The organism is Robertmurraya sp. GLU-23 (assembly GCF_052983275.1).
In genome coordinates this window covers 20,143-37,675 of the sequence record NZ_JBRKCV010000023.1, presented here as the reverse complement: position 1 = coordinate 37,675, position 17,533 = coordinate 20,143, and the positions used below count along the sequence as shown (strand labels likewise).

Annotated in this window: 13 protein-coding genes; all 13 read right to left on the bottom strand. The window is 40.2% G+C overall.

From position 1 onward, the window contains the following. Positions 1 to 27 precede the first annotated feature (27 nt). Entirely contained in the window at positions 28 to 654 is a 627-nt protein-coding gene (gene rplC / locus ACVBAX_RS23250; RefSeq protein WP_119706272.1) for a 50S ribosomal protein L3, read from the bottom strand. Between the two features lie 39 nt (positions 655 to 693). After that, positions 694 to 1,002, bottom strand: a complete 309-nt coding sequence (rpsJ, locus tag ACVBAX_RS23245; protein ID WP_009336571.1) for a 30S ribosomal protein S10 — start codon at positions 1,000 to 1,002, stop codon at positions 694 to 696. 373 nt (positions 1,003 to 1,375) lie between these two features. Further along, the gene (cysC, locus tag ACVBAX_RS23240; protein ID WP_430776956.1) at positions 1,376 to 1,975 is read right to left on the bottom strand and encodes an adenylyl-sulfate kinase; all 600 of its coding nucleotides are present in this window, start codon (positions 1,973 to 1,975) and stop codon (positions 1,376 to 1,378) included. A gap of 13 nt (positions 1,976 to 1,988) precedes the next feature. Further along, positions 1,989 to 3,137, bottom strand: a complete 1,149-nt coding sequence (sat, locus tag ACVBAX_RS23235; RefSeq protein WP_447119193.1) for a sulfate adenylyltransferase — start codon at positions 3,135 to 3,137, stop codon at positions 1,989 to 1,991. A gap of 2 nt (positions 3,138 to 3,139) precedes the next feature. Further along, positions 3,140 to 4,219, bottom strand: coding sequence for an anion permease (locus ACVBAX_RS23230; protein WP_447119191.1), 1,080 nt, complete (start codon positions 4,217 to 4,219; stop codon positions 3,140 to 3,142). A gap of 13 nt (positions 4,220 to 4,232) precedes the next feature. Next, positions 4,233 to 4,952 (bottom strand): phosphoadenylyl-sulfate reductase, encoded by a 720-nt coding sequence (locus ACVBAX_RS23225; protein WP_430776953.1) that lies wholly within the window; start codon positions 4,950 to 4,952, stop codon positions 4,233 to 4,235. A gap of 169 nt (positions 4,953 to 5,121) precedes the next feature. Then, on the bottom strand, positions 5,122 to 6,309 hold the full coding sequence (gene tuf / locus ACVBAX_RS23220) for an elongation factor Tu (protein WP_430776952.1): 1,188 nt from the start codon (positions 6,307 to 6,309) through the stop codon (positions 5,122 to 5,124). A gap of 131 nt (positions 6,310 to 6,440) precedes the next feature. Next, positions 6,441 to 8,519 carry an elongation factor G gene (gene fusA, locus ACVBAX_RS23215; protein ID WP_430776951.1) on the bottom strand — a complete coding sequence of 693 codons (2,079 nt, stop codon included), beginning with the start codon at positions 8,517 to 8,519 and terminating at the stop codon, positions 6,441 to 6,443. Positions 8,520 to 8,582: 63 nt separating this feature from the next. Next, on the bottom strand, positions 8,583 to 9,053 hold the full coding sequence (gene rpsG, locus ACVBAX_RS23210) for a 30S ribosomal protein S7 (protein ID WP_119706265.1): 471 nt from the start codon (positions 9,051 to 9,053) through the stop codon (positions 8,583 to 8,585). A 50-nt stretch (positions 9,054 to 9,103) separates the two neighbouring features. After that, complete coding sequence (gene rpsL / locus ACVBAX_RS23205) at positions 9,104 to 9,526, bottom strand: 30S ribosomal protein S12 (protein WP_066058589.1); 423 nt, start codon at positions 9,524 to 9,526, stop codon at positions 9,104 to 9,106. Between the two features lie 106 nt (positions 9,527 to 9,632). Further along, positions 9,633 to 9,881 (bottom strand): 50S ribosomal protein L7ae-like protein, encoded by a 249-nt coding sequence (locus tag ACVBAX_RS23200; RefSeq protein WP_430776950.1) that lies wholly within the window; start codon positions 9,879 to 9,881, stop codon positions 9,633 to 9,635. Positions 9,882 to 10,029: 148 nt separating this feature from the next. Continuing rightward, complete coding sequence (gene rpoC / locus ACVBAX_RS23195) at positions 10,030 to 13,626, bottom strand: DNA-directed RNA polymerase subunit beta' (RefSeq protein ID WP_447119187.1); 3,597 nt, start codon at positions 13,624 to 13,626, stop codon at positions 10,030 to 10,032. A 165-nt stretch (positions 13,627 to 13,791) separates the two neighbouring features. Then, positions 13,792 to 17,361, bottom strand: coding sequence for a DNA-directed RNA polymerase subunit beta (gene rpoB, locus ACVBAX_RS23190; protein ID WP_447119185.1), 3,570 nt, complete (start codon positions 17,359 to 17,361; stop codon positions 13,792 to 13,794). Positions 17,362 to 17,533 lie beyond the last annotated feature (172 nt).

The following is a 17,533-nucleotide window of genomic DNA, read 5'->3' as shown; positions in this document are numbered from 1 at the left end:
TTATTTCCTCCTTTCTGACTTAAGTATTTATGCTTTTACCGCACTTTTAACTTTTACTAGAGCTTTTCTAGCTCCTGGTACATTACCTTTAATTAATAGTAGGTTGCGTTCTGCATCTACTCTTACGATTTCAAGGTTTTGTACAGTGATTTGCTCTCCACCCATACGTCCAGGTAATAATTTACCTTTGAATACACGGTTTGGAGCTACAGGACCCATTGAACCTGGGCGACGGTGGTAACGTGAACCGTGTGCCATTGGCCCGCGAGATTGTCCGTGGCGTTTGATAACACCTTGGAAACCTTTACCCTTTGAAATTCCTGTTACATCTACGATTTCGCCTTCTGCGAAAATTGTTACTTTGACTTCTTGACCAACCTCATACTCATCTACGTTTACGTCGCGTAATTCACGAACGAAGCGCTTAGGAGCAGTGTTAGCTTTTGCAACGTGTCCTCTTTCAGGTTTGTTAGAAAGCTTTTCACGCTTGTCTTCAAAACCTAATTGAATTGAAGTATATCCATCAGTTTCAGACGTTTTCTTTTGAAGAACAACGTTTGGAGCTGCTTCTACTACAGTTACAGGGATAAGATCACCGTTTGCAGCAAACACTTGAGTCATACCAATTTTTCTTCCTAAGATTCCTTTGGTCATTAAAGTCACACCTCCTGAAAGTTTATTATTTTTATTTCATTAAAGTTTGATTTCGATATCTACACCAGATGGTAAATCTAAACGCATTAATGAATCAACTGTTTGTGGAGTTGGATTCACGATGTCGATTAGACGCTTATGAGTACGCATCTCGAATTGTTCACGAGAATCTTTGTACTTATGAACCGCACGAAGGATTGTGTAAATTGACTTTTCAGTTGGTAATGGAATCGGACCAGATACAGCCGCACCAGAACGCTTTGCAGTTTCTACAATCTTCTCAGCTGATTGATCAAGAATTCTGTGATCATAAGCTTTTAAACGAATACGAATCTTTTGTTTTGCCATTATTTTCCCTCCTTTTCGCCTATATTAAAAATAGACATTCTCCGTGAAAATTTCCCACACACTCGCCATGGCAAAGCGGCCGGGTGTGTCAGCAACCTTTCACTTCATCGCAGTCAAAGACCAACATTGTCTATTATACTGAAACGATAAAGCAATTGCAACATAAATATGTTTTTTTGTTTATGTTTCGAACACTTTTCCTATTATAGCTGTTACACTTACTCATTTCAACCAGGATGAACAATAAACTTTGTGTGAAATAATTCCACTCTCTCCAACATTACAATTTTGAAACATGCCAATAAAAAGGCCGGTACAAAGAATCATGGATGGATTCTTTGTACCGGCTCTTTTATTTTCTTCTATCTAATACTTATTCTTTAATATATCCCTTAGATTTTAAGTGTTGAAGAATTTGCTCCACACTTTCTTCTATAGAATACTTATCCGTCTCTACTACGATTTCTGGGTTCACCGGTTCTTCATAAGGTGAATCGATACCTGTGAAATCACGAATAAGTCCTTTTCTTGCTTTTTCATATAAACCCTTCGGATCTCTCTTTTCGCACTCGTCTACTGGGCACTTAATATATACTTCAATAAACTCATCAGCTTCTAGTAGCTCACGCACAAGTTCTCTATCTTTGATAAATGGAGAAATAAATGCCGTTAATACAATCTGACCACTATCTACAAATAGCTTTGATACTTCTCCAATTCTACGAATGTTTTCTGTACGATCCTCTTCAGAGAAACCCAGGTCCTTATTTAATCCGTGGCGAATATTATCTCCATCTAATACATAAGGATTTAACCCTTGATCAAAAAGTGCCTTAGCAGCAGCATTGGCTACTGTGGACTTCCCTGAGCCAGATAAGCCCGTGAACCATAGAACAAAACTATGATGTCCGAACTGCTTTCTTCTTAGTTCTTTGTTTAATGAAGCTTCATGCCATGTAATATTTGTACTCATAATATTCCTCCACCTATGCCTTCACACTGTGAGATTTTAAGCCTTCAATTAGGACTTCTACCACTTCTTTACGGCTAAACTCACTTGGTGGCACTTCACCATTATGAAGCATTTCTCTTACCTTTGTTCCAGAAAGAATGACATGATCTTCTTTTGAATGTGGGCAAGTTTTTGTCGATGCCATGTTTCCACACTTTTTGCAGTAAAAGCTATGTTCAAAGAATAAAAGTGTTAGACCTAGTTCCTCTTTTGAGAATTGATCAAAAATCTTTTGTGCATCGTATGTTCCGTAGTAATTTCCCACACCTGCGTGATCTCTACCTACAATAAAATGCGTGCAACCATAATTTTTTCTAACCATCGCATGGAAAATAGCTTCTCTAGGGCCCGCATAACGCATGGCTGCTGGGAATACAGCAAGATATACACGATCTTCTGGATAGTAGTTCTTTAATAGCACTTGATAACTCTTCATTCTTACATCTGCTGGAATATCATCAGACTTTGTTTCTCCTACCAACGGATTTAAGAATAGTCCATCAACGATTTCAAGCGCTGACTTTTGAATGTATTCGTGTGCACGATGAACAGGATTTCTCGTTTGGAAACCTACAACTGTCTTCCAACCGTATTCAGCGAAAATACTTCTTGTTTCGGCTGGATCCAGATAGTACTCGTCAAATCTTTCTCTTTCTAGACGCTTTACGACCTTAATTGGTCCACCTACGTAAACATTCTTTCTTTCAAATAACTTTCGTACACCCGGATGGGCTAGTTCCTCTGTTTGATAAACAGCTTTTGCCTCAACTTCCTTATCCGGAGTATAGATGTCATTTATAGTGATGACTCCGTATACTTCGCCTTCAAAAACAAGTTTAGCTTCTGCACCGATTGATAAAGTAGTAGCTTTTGCCTCGTCTACAGGAAGAGTAATCGGTATACTCCATACATGACCATCAGCCAAGCGTAAGTTATTCACCACTGATTCATAATCCTTTTTATTGAAAAATCCAGTGATTGGACTATAAGCTCCATTCCCAATAAGTTCTAAATCACTTAATGCTGTCTTATCTAACTCAATAGAAAGCTCGATACTTTCAACCTTGTATTCAGGCTCCCATAGATTAATAAGTTTTCCTCCATGTGGCGTACTAAGTGTCATAGTTAAATACCTCCGCTATTTTCAAAGTATGTTCGGTTCTCTTTCTTTATCGTATTTGCCAAGGATAGTGTACCTAAAGTGGCAATACTTACACTAAACAACACAACAACAGTATACATATCAGTATCAATAAAGATCTTTACAAGTCCATAAGATAGGACAAGTGATAGTATAGGAGATACAACCCATACCTTGAGAATCTTGTTGATAATACTTTGTTGAAATATTGACTTTCCTCTTTGAGCAAAACCTATTCCAATGATTGCTGTACTAGTAACTTGAGTTAACGGTACCGGCAAACCAAATACAGAAGCTAATATTACCAACATGGCACCTGTACTTGAGATCGCCCCACCTTCAAGTAAGGAAAAGCTCGTTATTTTTTTCCCGTTTGTTTGAAGTACTCTTCCTCCGAGGAATACAGCCCCTAACGCAATGAATAATCCACCAACCCAAACTCCAGTTGTAATAGAGACTACTCCTGCACCTACTAGTGGACCTGCAGCATTTGCTACATTGTTCATTCCAGCTGAAAAAGCTTCAAAAAACCCAACAACAATAACAAAGATTGTGATTGGTTTATTATATTTCCCATTTTTTAATGCAGGAAATTTCTTTTCTAGTAACTTAATTCCTCTACCCCACATAAGTGCCAATGTAAATGCAACAATTGGGATGATAAACCAGAAAGCAACTATAACTAAAATATTCTTAACAAATAGAGCCTTAAAAGCAACACCCACCCCTACAACAGATCCAACTGTAATCTCACTCGTGGACAAAGGAATGCCCATTAAATTAGCAATAAATAAAGAAAGGGCAGCTGAAGATAGAATAATGAGAACTACTTTTTCATCAAGTACTGATGAAGGCACTATATTTGATCCAATTGTTTTAACAACTTCACTACCACCAAGTACAGCACCTAAAAATATCGCCACTCCACAAACAAGCAAAGCCACTTTCTTCTTTGGAAGAGCACCTGAACCGTAAGCGATAGAGATGGAAGCTGCAGCACCACTTGCACCAATATTCATTGCCAAAAAGAGAGCAACGATAACAGCTGTATATGTTATAACCATGGGCAATGCCCTCCTATTGGTGTAATCCGCATTCTGTCTTTCCTGTTCCTGTCCATCGGCCTGATCTCATATCATCTGCGTTAAATGCAGGAGAAGTACATGGTGCACACCCAATACTAGGGTACCCATTATCATGAAGAACATTATAAGGAAGGTCATTCTTATGTGCGTATCTCCATACATCCTTCCACGTCCAGTGAATGAGAGGACATACTTTTATCGATTCAAATTTATTATCCTTATTGAAGTACTGAGTATTCTTTCTCGTTTCTGATTGCTCTCTTCTTAATCCGCTTATCCATGCCGTTGCACCAGACAAAGCTTCTCTTAACGGAATAATTTTTCTTATTTCACAGCATTTATTTGGAGTTGTTTTCCAAAGTTCATCCCCGTGTTGTTCTGCTTGTTCCTCTAAAGTTAAAGACGGTTTTTTTAATTCTACTTGCAATTGAGGATAACGCTCCTTAACTTTATCAATCAATTCATACGTTTCTTTAAAATGAAGACCTGTATCTAAGAAAACTACCTTAGCGTCAGGCTTAACTTTCGTAATTAGATCAATCATGACCATACCTTCAATCCCAAAACTACATGCGTATACAATTTCATTCTCATCATAATGTTCGTAGCTCCAACGCAAGGTATCAAGCGCACCTTTTGTTTCATTATCTATATCAAAGCTAGGAAACGAATAATGATCATATTCAGAAAAAGTCAACTTAGTTTGCACCATATAACTACCACTCCTAACATTTTCATCTATATCATGAATTTTTTTAATTCCAACTTAACAGATAGGTTTAATTTAATTTATCAACTCAAAGCCAAATTGTCAATGACTTTAGAAAAAAAGACATAGAAAAAAGCAGATGGATTACCCATCTGCTTTTGATATTTATTAATTATTCTTGGATTGACGCAACAACGCCAGCACCAACAGTACGTCCACCCTCACGGATAGAGAACTTAGTACCTTCTTCGATAGCAACTGGAGCGATAAGCTCAACAGTCATTTCGATGTTGTCACCAGGCATAACCATTTCTACGCCTTCTGGAAGATTACAGATACCTGTAATGTCAGAAGTACGGAAATAGAATTGTGGACGGTAGTTAGTGAAGAATGGAGTATGACGTCCACCTTCTTCTTTAGAAAGAACATAAACTTCCGCTTTGAACTTTGTGTGTGGAGTGATTGATTTTGGCTTAGCCAAAACTTGTCCACGCTCGATTTCTTCACGAGATACACCACGAAGTAGTGCACCGATGTTGTCTCCAGCTTCTGCATAGTCAAGAAGCTTACGGAACATTTCTACACCTGTTACAGTAGTAGATTTAGGCTCTTCAGTGAAACCAACGATTTCAACAACGTCCCCAACTTTAACTACTCCACGCTCAACACGTCCAGTAGCAACAGTTCCACGACCAGTGATTGAGAATACATCCTCAACTGGCATCATGAATGGCTTTTCAGTGTCACGAGCTGGTGTTGGAACATACTCATCAACAGCAGCCATAAGCTCGTTGATTTTCTCTTCCCATTCAGCTTCACCTTCTAAAGCTTTAAGAGCAGAACCTTTAATTACAGGAATGTCATCTCCAGGGAACTCATACTCAGAAAGTAGGTCACGGATTTCCATTTCTACTAATTCAAGAAGCTCTTCGTCATCTACCATATCACACTTGTTCATGAATACTACAAGGTGAGGTACACCAACCTGACGAGAAAGTAGGATGTGCTCACGAGTTTGTGGCATTGGACCATCAGTAGCAGATACTACTAGGATACCGCCGTCCATTTGAGCAGCACCAGTGATCATGTTCTTAACGTAGTCAGCGTGACCTGGGCAGTCAACGTGTGCATAGTGACGGCTAGCAGTTTCGTACTCAACGTGAGCAGTAGAGATTGTGATACCACGCTCTCTCTCTTCTGGAGCTCCATCGATTTGATCATATGCACGAGCTTCTGCTCCACCTACTTTTGCAAGTACAGAAGTGATAGCAGCTGTTAAAGTTGTTTTACCATGGTCAACGTGACCAATTGTACCGATGTTAACGTGTGGCTTTGAACGGTCAAATTTAGCTTTTCCCATTAGAAAAATCCTCCTTTAATATATAAAAAATAGTCTAAGTATATTTATGGACAGAGAGGTTGCTGTTGCCAGCACCTACCAATGTCCACACTTACATAAGTAGTTATACTTTAAAAAAGTGCGAAAATCAATTATTCGCCTTTATTTTTTTTGATGATTTCTTCAGAGATTGATTTTGGAACCTCTTCATAGTGATCAAAATGCATAGAGAATACTCCACGACCTTGCGTACTAGAACGAAGGCTAGTTGCATATCCAAACATTTCAGAAAGTGGAACCATTGCACGAACAACTTGAGCGTTTCCGCGTGCTTCCATACCTTCTACACGACCACGACGTGAAGTTACGTTACCCATAATATCACCAAGATACTCTTCAGGAATGATAACTTCGACTCTCATGATAGGTTCAAGAATAACAGGGTTACACTTAGAAGCTGCAGCTTTAAGTGCCATAGACGCCGCAATCTTAAACGCCATTTCAGATGAGTCAACATCATGGTAAGATCCATCAAATAATCTAGCTTTGATATCTACAACAGGGAATCCAGCAACCATACCTCTGTCAAGTGAGTCTTCAAGACCTGCTTGTACAGCTGGGATGTATTCACGAGGAACAACACCACCAACGATTCCGTTTACGAATTCAAATCCTTTTCCTTCTTCGTTTGGAGAGAATTCAATCCAAACATGTCCGAATTGTCCACGTCCACCAGATTGGCGTGCAAACTTTCCTTCTACATTAGCAGAAGAACGGATTGTTTCACGGTAAGCAACCTGAGGAGCACCAACATTAGCTTCTACTTTGAATTCACGACGCATACGGTCTACTAGAATATCTAAGTGAAGCTCACCCATACCCGCAATGATAACTTGTCCAGTTTCCTGGTCAGTATGCGCACGGAATGTAGGATCCTCTTCTTGAAGCTTTTGAAGAGCAGTAGTCATCTTATCTTGGTCAGCTTTTGATTTAGGCTCGATAGATAATTGAATAACTGGCTCTGGGAATTCCATTGACTCTAGGATAACTAGGTTCTTTTCATCACATAGTGTATCACCAGTTGTAGTATCTTTTAGACCTACAGCTGCAGCGATGTCACCAGCGTATACCATCGAAATCTCTTCACGGCTGTTAGCATGCATTTGTAGGATACGACCTACACGCTCACGCTTGCCTTTAGTAGAGTTTTGAACGTAAGAACCAGAGTTTAATGTACCAGAGTATACACGGAAGAACGTTAATTTACCAACATAAGGGTCAGTCATAACTTTGAACGCTAGAGCTGAGAATGGCTCTTCATCACTTGAGTGACGTTCAACTACCTCATCACTATCAGGAAGTGTACCTTTGATTGCAGGTACATCTAATGGAGATGGAAGGTAAGCAATTACAGCGTCAAGCATTTTTTGAACACCTTTGTTTTTAAATGCTGATCCACAGATTACCGGATAGAATTCAACATTAACAGTACCTTTACGAATCGCTACTTTCAGCTCATCAGCAGTGATTTCTTCACCACCAAGGTATTTTTCCATTAAGTCTTCATCAAACTCAGATACCGCTTCAATTAACTTTTCACGGTATTCTTCTGCTTCAGCACGGTACTCTTCAGGGATTTCACGAACTTCAATATCCGTTCCAAGATCGTTACCATAGAATGTTGCATTCATTTCAACTAGGTCAATGATTGCTGAGAATTGATCTTCAGCACCGATTGGAAGTTGAATTGCAGCAGCATTTGCTTGTAAGCGATCGTGAATTGTCTTAATTGAATACTTGAAATCAGCACCAATTTTGTCCATCTTGTTTACAAATACAACACGTGGTACACCGTATGTTGTTGCTTGGCGCCAAACTGTTTCAGTTTGAGGCTCAACACCAGACTGTGCATCAAGTACAGCAACTGCACCATCAAGTACACGTAGGGAACGTTCTACTTCAACTGTGAAGTCTACGTGTCCTGGTGTATCGATGATGTTTACTCGGTGGCCTTTCCATTGAGCAGTTGTAGCAGCGGAAGTAATCGTAATTCCGCGCTCTTGTTCCTGCTCCATCCAGTCCATTTGAGATGCACCTTCATGTGTTTCACCGATCTTATGAATACGACCAGTGTAATAAAGTACACGCTCAGTTGTTGTTGTTTTACCAGCATCAATATGAGCCATGATACCGATATTTCTTGTATTTGCTAAGGAGAACTCTCTTGCCATTGGTATTTCTCCTTTCTCGTATGAGTGTTTTAGTTTATTTTTATATTAGAGTAAAAGTAAATTCTACCAACGATAGTGAGCAAATGCTTTGTTTGCTTCAGCCATTTTATGAGTATCTTCACGCTTTTTAACTGATGCACCAGTGTTATTCGCTGCATCTAAGATTTCGTTAGCTAAACGCTCTTCCATCGTCTTTTCTCCACGAAGGCGAGAGTAGTTAACTAACCAACGAAGACCTAGAGTTGTACGGCGATCTGGGCGCACCTCTACTGGTACTTGATAGTTAGAACCACCTACACGGCGTGCTTTAACTTCAAGAACTGGCATGATATTTTTTAGTGCTGCATCGAATACTTCGATTGGTTCTTTACCACTGCGCTCACGAATAAGTTCGAATGCAGAGTAAAGGATAGCTTGTGACTTTCCTCTTTTACCGTCGATCATCATTTTGTTGATCAGACGAGTGATTAGCTTTGAGTTATATAACGGATCTGGTAATACGTCTCTCTTTGCTACAGGACCTTTACGAGGCATGTTTGTTCCTCCTTTCACAGAAGTGTGATTTTAGTTTTTTGTAATGATCATTATTTCTTAGCTGCTTTTGGTCTCTTAGTTCCGTATTTAGAACGACCTTGCATACGGTTGTTTACACCAGCTGTATCTAGTGCACCACGAACGATATGATAACGTACCCCTGGTAAGTCCTTTACACGACCACCGCGAATAAGTACTACGCTGTGCTCTTGTAGGTTGTGACCAATCCCAGGAATGTATGCTGTTACTTCAATTCCGTTAGTTAAGCGTACACGAGCATATTTACGTAATGCTGAGTTCGGCTTCTTCGGAGTCATTGTACCAACACGCGTACATACCCCACGCTTTTGAGGTGAAGATACGTTCGTTTGTGATTTTTTGAAGCTGTTGTAACCTTTGTTTAGTGCAGGTGATTTAGACTTTTCCTCTTTCGAAGAACGTGGCTTACGCACTAATTGATTAATTGTAGGCATTTCTTTTTCCTCCCTTCATCTACTATTTCAAAGCCCACACATCCAGGTGGTTCATTTTGAAACAAAAAACAAAGTCTTTATAGATATCTTTCTATAAAAACAGTTTTTAAAAAGTTATTGCTACAGTAGAAGCACCTACTTCGATCCCGCAAGCTTTACCAAGCTTTTTCATAGAATCTACATATATAATTGGCACGCCTAATTCCTGTGCTGTACTAATCACCTTTGCTGTCACACGAGGTTCAGCATCCTTGGCTACTAGCACTTCAGAAATAGTACCGCCTTTAATGGCTTTTACTGTTTGCTTTGTTCCTACGATAAATCGCTTTGCCTGCATTACTTTTTCATAAGACATGATTGCATCCTCCAAAGTAACAGGTTAATAGGAGCACCTTTGATATATTAACACCTATAAAACTCGCTGTCAACACCTATCGGTTTTTTTTATTAAAAGAGGTATTCATTTAATGTGCGGCACTCAGGGTAGAGTGCCGCATAAATGATTATTCTACAGTTAATACTTCTTCTTGTTCTATGTTTGTAACTGGCTCAGCTTTACGATAACGTTGCATACCAGTTCCAGCTGGAACGAGCTTACCAATAATTACATTTTCCTTCAGACCGAGTAACTCATCTCGTTTACCTTTAATAGCGGCGTCTGTAAGTACTCTTGTTGTTTCTTGGAATGAAGCAGCAGATAAGAAGGAATCTGTTTCAAGTGAAGCCTTGGTAATACCAAGCAATACAGGACGTCCTGTTGCAGGCATCTTGCCAGAAAGCAACGCTTTTTCATTCGCATCTCTGAATTGGTGAACATCAAGAAGTGATCCAGGTAATACTTCTGTTTCACCTGCATCGATAACACGAACCTTACGAAGCATTTGTCGTACCATTACTTCTACGTGCTTGTCACCAATTTCTACCCCTTGCATACGGTATACTTTTTGAACTTCACGAAGCAAATACTCTTGAACAGCTGTTACGTCTTTCACCTTGATTAATTCCTTAGGATCGATCGAACCTTCTGTCAGTTCTTCACCACGTTCAACCTTATCGTTTACACTGACCTTAAGACGTGCCGTGTATGGAGCTGTGTAGGTTCTTGACTCTACTTCACCCTGTACGATAATTTCATGCTGTCGGTCACGACCTTCGTTAATACCAACAACCACACCTTCAATTTCAGAGATGACCGCTTGACCTTTCGGGTTACGCGCTTCGAATATCTCTTGAATACGAGGTAGACCTTGTGTGATATCATCTCCGGCAACCCCACCTGTATGGAATGTACGCATCGTTAACTGAGTTCCTGGTTCACCGATAGATTGAGCTGCGATGATACCAACCGCTTCTCCCACTTCTACCTCTTGACCAGTTGCTAGGTTACGACCATAACATTTCTTACATACACCGTGGCGAGAATTACATGTAAACGCAGAACGAATCCATACATCTTCAACACCAGCGCTAGCCACTTCAGCTGCTAGGTCTTCTGTAATTAATTCATTTTCACGGACCATTACTTCTTTTGTTTCAGGGTTTTTAATTGCTTTTCTTGCATAACGTCCGATTAAACGTTCTTCTAGAGACTCGATGATTTCTGTTCCGTCTCTTAGGGCAGCAATATGCAATCCACGATCCGTACCGCAATCATCATCACGAACAATAACGTCCTGTGCTACGTCAACGAGACGACGAGTTAAGTATCCAGAGTCAGCCGTTTTTAGTGCTGTATCGGCAAGACCTTTACGCGCACCGTGAGTAGAGATAAAGTACTCTAATACGGTTAAGCCTTCACGGAAACTTGATTTGATCGGTAATTCAATGATTCGACCAGCCGGGTTGGCCATTAGACCACGCATACCAGCAAGCTGCGTAAAGTTAGATGCGTTACCACGGGCACCAGAGTCACTCATCATGAAAATTGGGTTTGTTTTATCTAGTGATTTCATTAGCTTTGCTTGGATAACATCCTTCGCAGCACTCCAGATGGAGATAACACGATCATAACGCTCATCTTCTGTGATTAAACCACGTCTAAATTGCTTTTGAACATTATCTACCTTTGTTTGTGCTTCAGCAATAATTTCTTGCTTTTCACCTAATACAACGATGTCTGCAACCCCAACTGTAATACCAGCTTTTGTAGAGTGTTTAAACCCTAGGTCCTTCATTCGGTCAAGCATCTTTGAAGTTTCAGTAATCTTAAACTTCTTAAATACTTCCGCAATGATGTTTCCTAGAATCCCCTTTTTGAATGGATCTACAACATCCATTTCGCTAATTACTTGTTTTACATTCGTACCAGGCTCTACAAAGAATCTTGCAGGTGTTTCTACTTCAAGATTAGATTTTGTAGGCTCGTTGATGTAAGGGAATGAGCTAGGCAAAATTTCATTAAAGATCAGTTTTCCAACCGTCGTTAATAGAAGCTTTTTATTTTGCTCTTCAGTGAACGTCTCGTTATTCAATGAACCTGCATGCACAGCTACACGAGTGTGTAAGTGTACATAGCCATTTTGATAAGCTAAGATCGCTTCATTTGTATCCTTGAAAACCATACCTTCCCCAACAGAACCTGCACGTTCAAGAGTTAAGTAATAGTTTCCTAATACCATATCCTGAGACGGAGTAACTACAGGTTTTCCATCCTTCGGGTTAAGGATGTTTTGAGCGGCAAGCATTAATAATCTTGCTTCTGCTTGAGCTTCAGAAGAAAGCGGAACGTGAACGGCCATTTGGTCACCGTCAAAGTCAGCATTGTATGCCGTACATACAAGCGGATGAAGACGAATCGCACGACCTTCTACTAGCGTTGGCTCAAATGCTTGGATACCAAGTCTATGAAGAGTCGGTGCACGGTTAAGAAGAACCGGATGCTCTCTAATTACTTCTTCAAGTACATCCCATACTTCTGGCTGAACTCGTTCAATTTTTCGCTTAGCTGATTTGATATTATGCGCTAGACCTTTTTCAACCAATTCCTTCATAACGAATGGCTTAAACAGCTCTAGTGCCATTTCTTTTGGTAATCCACATTGATACATCTTTAAGTTTGGTCCTACAACGATAACGGAACGACCAGAATAGTCAACACGCTTACCTAGTAGGTTTTGACGGAAACGACCTTGCTTTCCTTTCAACATATGTGAAAGAGATTTTAAAGGACGGTTACCTGGTCCTGTTACCGGACGTCCACGACGACCATTATCAATTAGAGCATCTACTGCTTCTTGAAGCATACGCTTTTCGTTTTGTACGATAATGCTTGGAGCTCCTAAATCTAATAGACGCTTCAGACGGTTGTTACGGTTGATAACACGACGATATAAATCGTTCAAGTCAGAAGTAGCAAAACGCCCTCCATCTAATTGTACCATTGGACGTAATTCTGGCGGAATTACTGGAAGAACATCAAGGATCATCCAAGATGGTTCATTGCCTGAGTTACGGAATGCTTCTAGAACTTCTAGACGCTTAATTGCTCTTGTACGACGTTGTCCTTGTGCGGTTCTTAATTCTTCCTTTAACGCTTCAACATCTTTGTTTAAATCAATATCAGATAGAAGCTTTTTAATGGATTCAGCACCCATTGATGCTTGGAACTTATTACCGTACTTGTCACGGTATGCACGATATTCCTTCTCAGATAAGAGCTGCTTCTTTTCTAATGCTGTATCACCAGCATCTGTAACTACATAAGAAGCAAAATAGATAACCTCTTCAAGTGCACGAGGAGACATATCTAAAACAAGACCCATACGACTTGGGATCCCTTTGAAGTACCAAATATGAGATACAGGTGCAGCTAATTCAATGTGACCCATACGCTCACGACGTACTTTTGCACGAGTTACTTCCACTCCACAGCGGTCACAGACTACACCTTTATATCTTACACGCTTGTACTTACCACAATGACATTCCCAGTCCTTAGTCGGCCCGAAAATACGTTCACAGAATAAACCATCTTTTTCAGGTTTAAGTGTACGGTAGTTAATTGTTTCTGGCTTTTTCACTTCTCCAAAAGACCATGAACGAATCTTATCTGGTGAAGCAAGACCAATTTTCATAAACTCAAAATTATTAACATCTAGCAAGGGGCCTACCTCCCTTTTGATCTACGGGTTTTACCCTTATACGAAAGGCCTAGATTCCAATAAGTCTCTATGCCAACAATATGTTAGGGAATGATTCCTTGAAAAATCAGTCCATCTCCTAAAACCTTATCCGTCAAGGAGATGGCTTTTATATATGTCAGTTGATTACTCTTTTGTACCTACTTTTTCTGATTCAGACTCTTCAAAATCAGGCAAAACCGTCAAAGCATCAGCTTGTTGTACATCATCATCATCTTCTAAATCGCGCATTTCGATTTCTTGCTCATCGCCTGAGAGGATCTTAACATCCATACCTAAGCTTTGAAGTTCTTTCATTAATACGCGGAATGATTCTGGTACACCAGGTTCTGGAACATTCTCACCTTTAACGATTGCTTCATACGTCTTCACACGTCCTACAACGTCATCTGACTTAACCGTCAAGATCTCTTGAAGCGTATATGCAGCACCGTATGCTTCCAATGCCCAAACCTCCATCTCACCAAAACGCTGTCCACCAAATTGTGCTTTACCACCAAGTGGTTGTTGCGTTACAAGTGAGTATGGTCCAGTTGAACGAGCATGTAGCTTATCATCAACCATGTGAGCAAGTTTGATCATGTACATTACGCCGACAGAAACTCGATTGTCGAATGGTTCACCAGAACGACCGTCATAAAGTACTGTTTTCGCGTCACGAGCCATACCTGCTTCTTGGATAGTTGACCAAACATCTTCTTCACGCGCTCCATCAAATACCGGAGAAGCAACATGAATACCTAGTGCTCTTGCAGCCATACCAAGATGAAGCTCAAGTACCTGCCCGATGTTCATACGTGATGGTACCCCTAATGGGTTTAACATGATGTCAACCGGTGTTCCATCTGGTAAGAAAGGCATATCCTCTTCCGGTAGAATACGTGAGATAACCCCTTTATTCCCGTGTCGTCCGGCCATCTTGTCCCCTTCAGAAATCTTACGCTTCTGAACAATATAAGCACGTACAAGTTGGTTAACACCTGGAGGTAATTCGTCTCCATCTTCACGGTTAAACACTTTCACATCTAGGACAATACCGCCACCACCGTGAGGTACACGAAGAGATGTATCTCTTACTTCACGTGCCTTTTCACCGAAGATGGCATGCAATAAGCGTTCTTCAGCTGTTAGTTCCGTTACACCTTTAGGCGTTACTTTACCAACTAATAAATCTCCGTCCTTCACTTCTGCTCCGACACGTACGATTCCACGCTCATCGAGATTTCTAAGAGCATCTTCCCCTACGTTTGGAATATCACGAGTGATTTCCTCTGGTCCAAGCTTTGTATCACGTGACTCTGATTCGTATTCTTCGATATGGATAGAAGTATACACATCATCTTTAACAAGTCTTTCACTCATGATAATAGCATCTTCATAGTTATAACCATCCCAAGTCATGAAGGCAACAAGAACGTTACGGCCTAGAGCAAGTTCTCCAAGCTCCATGGATGGTCCGTCTGCCAGGATCTCTCCTTTTGTTACACGGTTACCAACAGCCACGATCGGTCTTTGGTTATAGCAAGTACCTTGGTTTGAACGAATGAATTTTTGCATTCTATATTTATCTAGATCGCCCTTTACTTCTTGGCCATCTACTAGAGTCACTTTTCTTACCCACACTTGTCGAGCTTCAACATGCTCCACGATTCCATCGTGTTTACAGATTACTGCTGCTCCAGAGTCTTTACCAGAAACATATTCCATTCCCGTTCCTACACGAGGGGCTTCTGGTTGCATCAATGGTACAGCCTGACGTTGCATGTTTGCACCCATAAGTGCACGGTTTGAGTCATCATTTTCAAGGAACGGAATACATGCTGTCGCAGCCGAAACTACTTGTTTAGGAGAAACGTCCATGTAGTCTACACGCTCACGATTTACAACCGTGTTTTCGCCTCGGAAACGAGCAATAATATCGTTTTCTATGAAAGATCCGTCTTCTCCTAGTTTCACATTTGCCTGTGCTACTACATAGTTATCTTCTTCATCGGCAGTTAAGTAGTCAATATGGCTTGTAACTTTTCCTGTCTCAGGATCTACACGACGATATGGTGTTTCGATAAAGCCGAATCGATTTACTTTTGCAAAGGAAGATAGCGAGTTGATTAGACCAATGTTCGGACCTTCCGGTGTTTCGATTGGACACATACGACCATAGTGAGAGTAGTGAACGTCACGCACTTCGAATCCAGCACGTTCACGTGTTAAACCACCAGGTCCTAATGCTGATAAACGACGCTTATGAGTAAGCTCAGCTAATGGGTTTGTTTGATCCATGAACTGCGATAACTGAGAACTACCAAAGAACTCTTTAATCGACGCAATTACAGGACGTATATTAATTAATTGCTGTGGTGTAATCGTATTTGTATCTTGAATGGACATTCTTTCACGAACAACTCTTTCCATTCTTGATAACCCAATACGGAATTGGTTTTGAAGTAATTCTCCTACTGAGCGCAGACGACGATTTCCTAAGTGGTCAATGTCATCTGTATCTCCTACTGAATGAAGAAGATTAAAGAAATAGCTAATGGAAGCAATGATATCAGAAGGGTCAATATTCTTAACTGCTTCAGGTACATATGCATTTCCAATAACATTGATAGCTTTCTCGCCATCCTCATTTGGAGCAAAAATCTTAATAGATTGTAAAAGAATATCTTCTTGGACTACTCCTCCAACTGGAGTAAACGTCTTAAAGCCAATATTCTTTTCTAATTGTGGAAGAATACGATCTAACGTACGACGGTCTAAAAGCACACCTTTTTCAGCAATAATTTCTCCCGTTTCAGGATCAACCAATGTTTCTGCAAGGCGTTGACCAAATAGACGATTCTTTATATGCAGCTTCTTGTTAATTTTGTAACGACCTACATTCGCTAAATCATAGCGCTTAGGGTCAAAGAATCTAGAAACAAGTAAACTTTTTGCATTTTCAACCGTTGGTGGTTCACCTGGACGAAGACGCTCATATATTTCTAATAGAGCTTTCTCCGTACCTTCCGTATTATCTTTTTCAAGCGTATTACGAATGTACTCATTATCTCCAATTAACTCAATAATTTCTTGGTCTGAACCGAATCCTAATGCACGCAAAAGAACCGTAACGGGTAATTTCCTCGTACGATCTATTCTAACGTACACAACATCCTTCGCATCTGTTTCATATTCTAACCAAGCACCACGGTTCGGGATTACAGTTGCTGTATATCCTCGTTTTCCGTTTTTATCTAGTTTTCCACTATAATAAACACTTGGTGAACGTACAAGCTGAGATACGATAACGCGCTCGGCACCATTAATAACGAATGTACCTGTTTCTGTCATAAGCGGGAAGTCACCCATGAAAACATCCTGGTCTTTTACTTCCCCAGTTTCTTTATTAACAAGACGCACTTTTACACGAAGTGGAGCAGAGTATGTAACATCTCGTTCCTTGGATTCCTCAACAGAATACTTTGGCTCACTTAAACTATAATCAATAAATTCTAATGACAAATTACCTGTGAAATCTTCAATCGGTGAAATATCCTGGAACATTTCACGCAATCCTTCATCAAGGAACCACTGATAGGAAGCTGTTTGAATTTCAATTAAGTTAGGTAATTCTAAAACTTCACTGATTCTCGCATAACTTCTTCGTTGGCGGTGTCGTCCATACTGAACTAGTTGACCTGTCAACAGATTCACCCCTCAAATCAAGCTTTTGTGATAACTTCTATAAATTTCTTATAAAAAATAGATAGGAAAACGTGACGCTTTTGTCCAGACAGGAGGATTTTCCTACTTGACCGCTCAACTCAAGGCTTCACGCTTACATGAATCTTCTTTCATAAGACAAAAAGAAAAAGGGTTTTTTCTT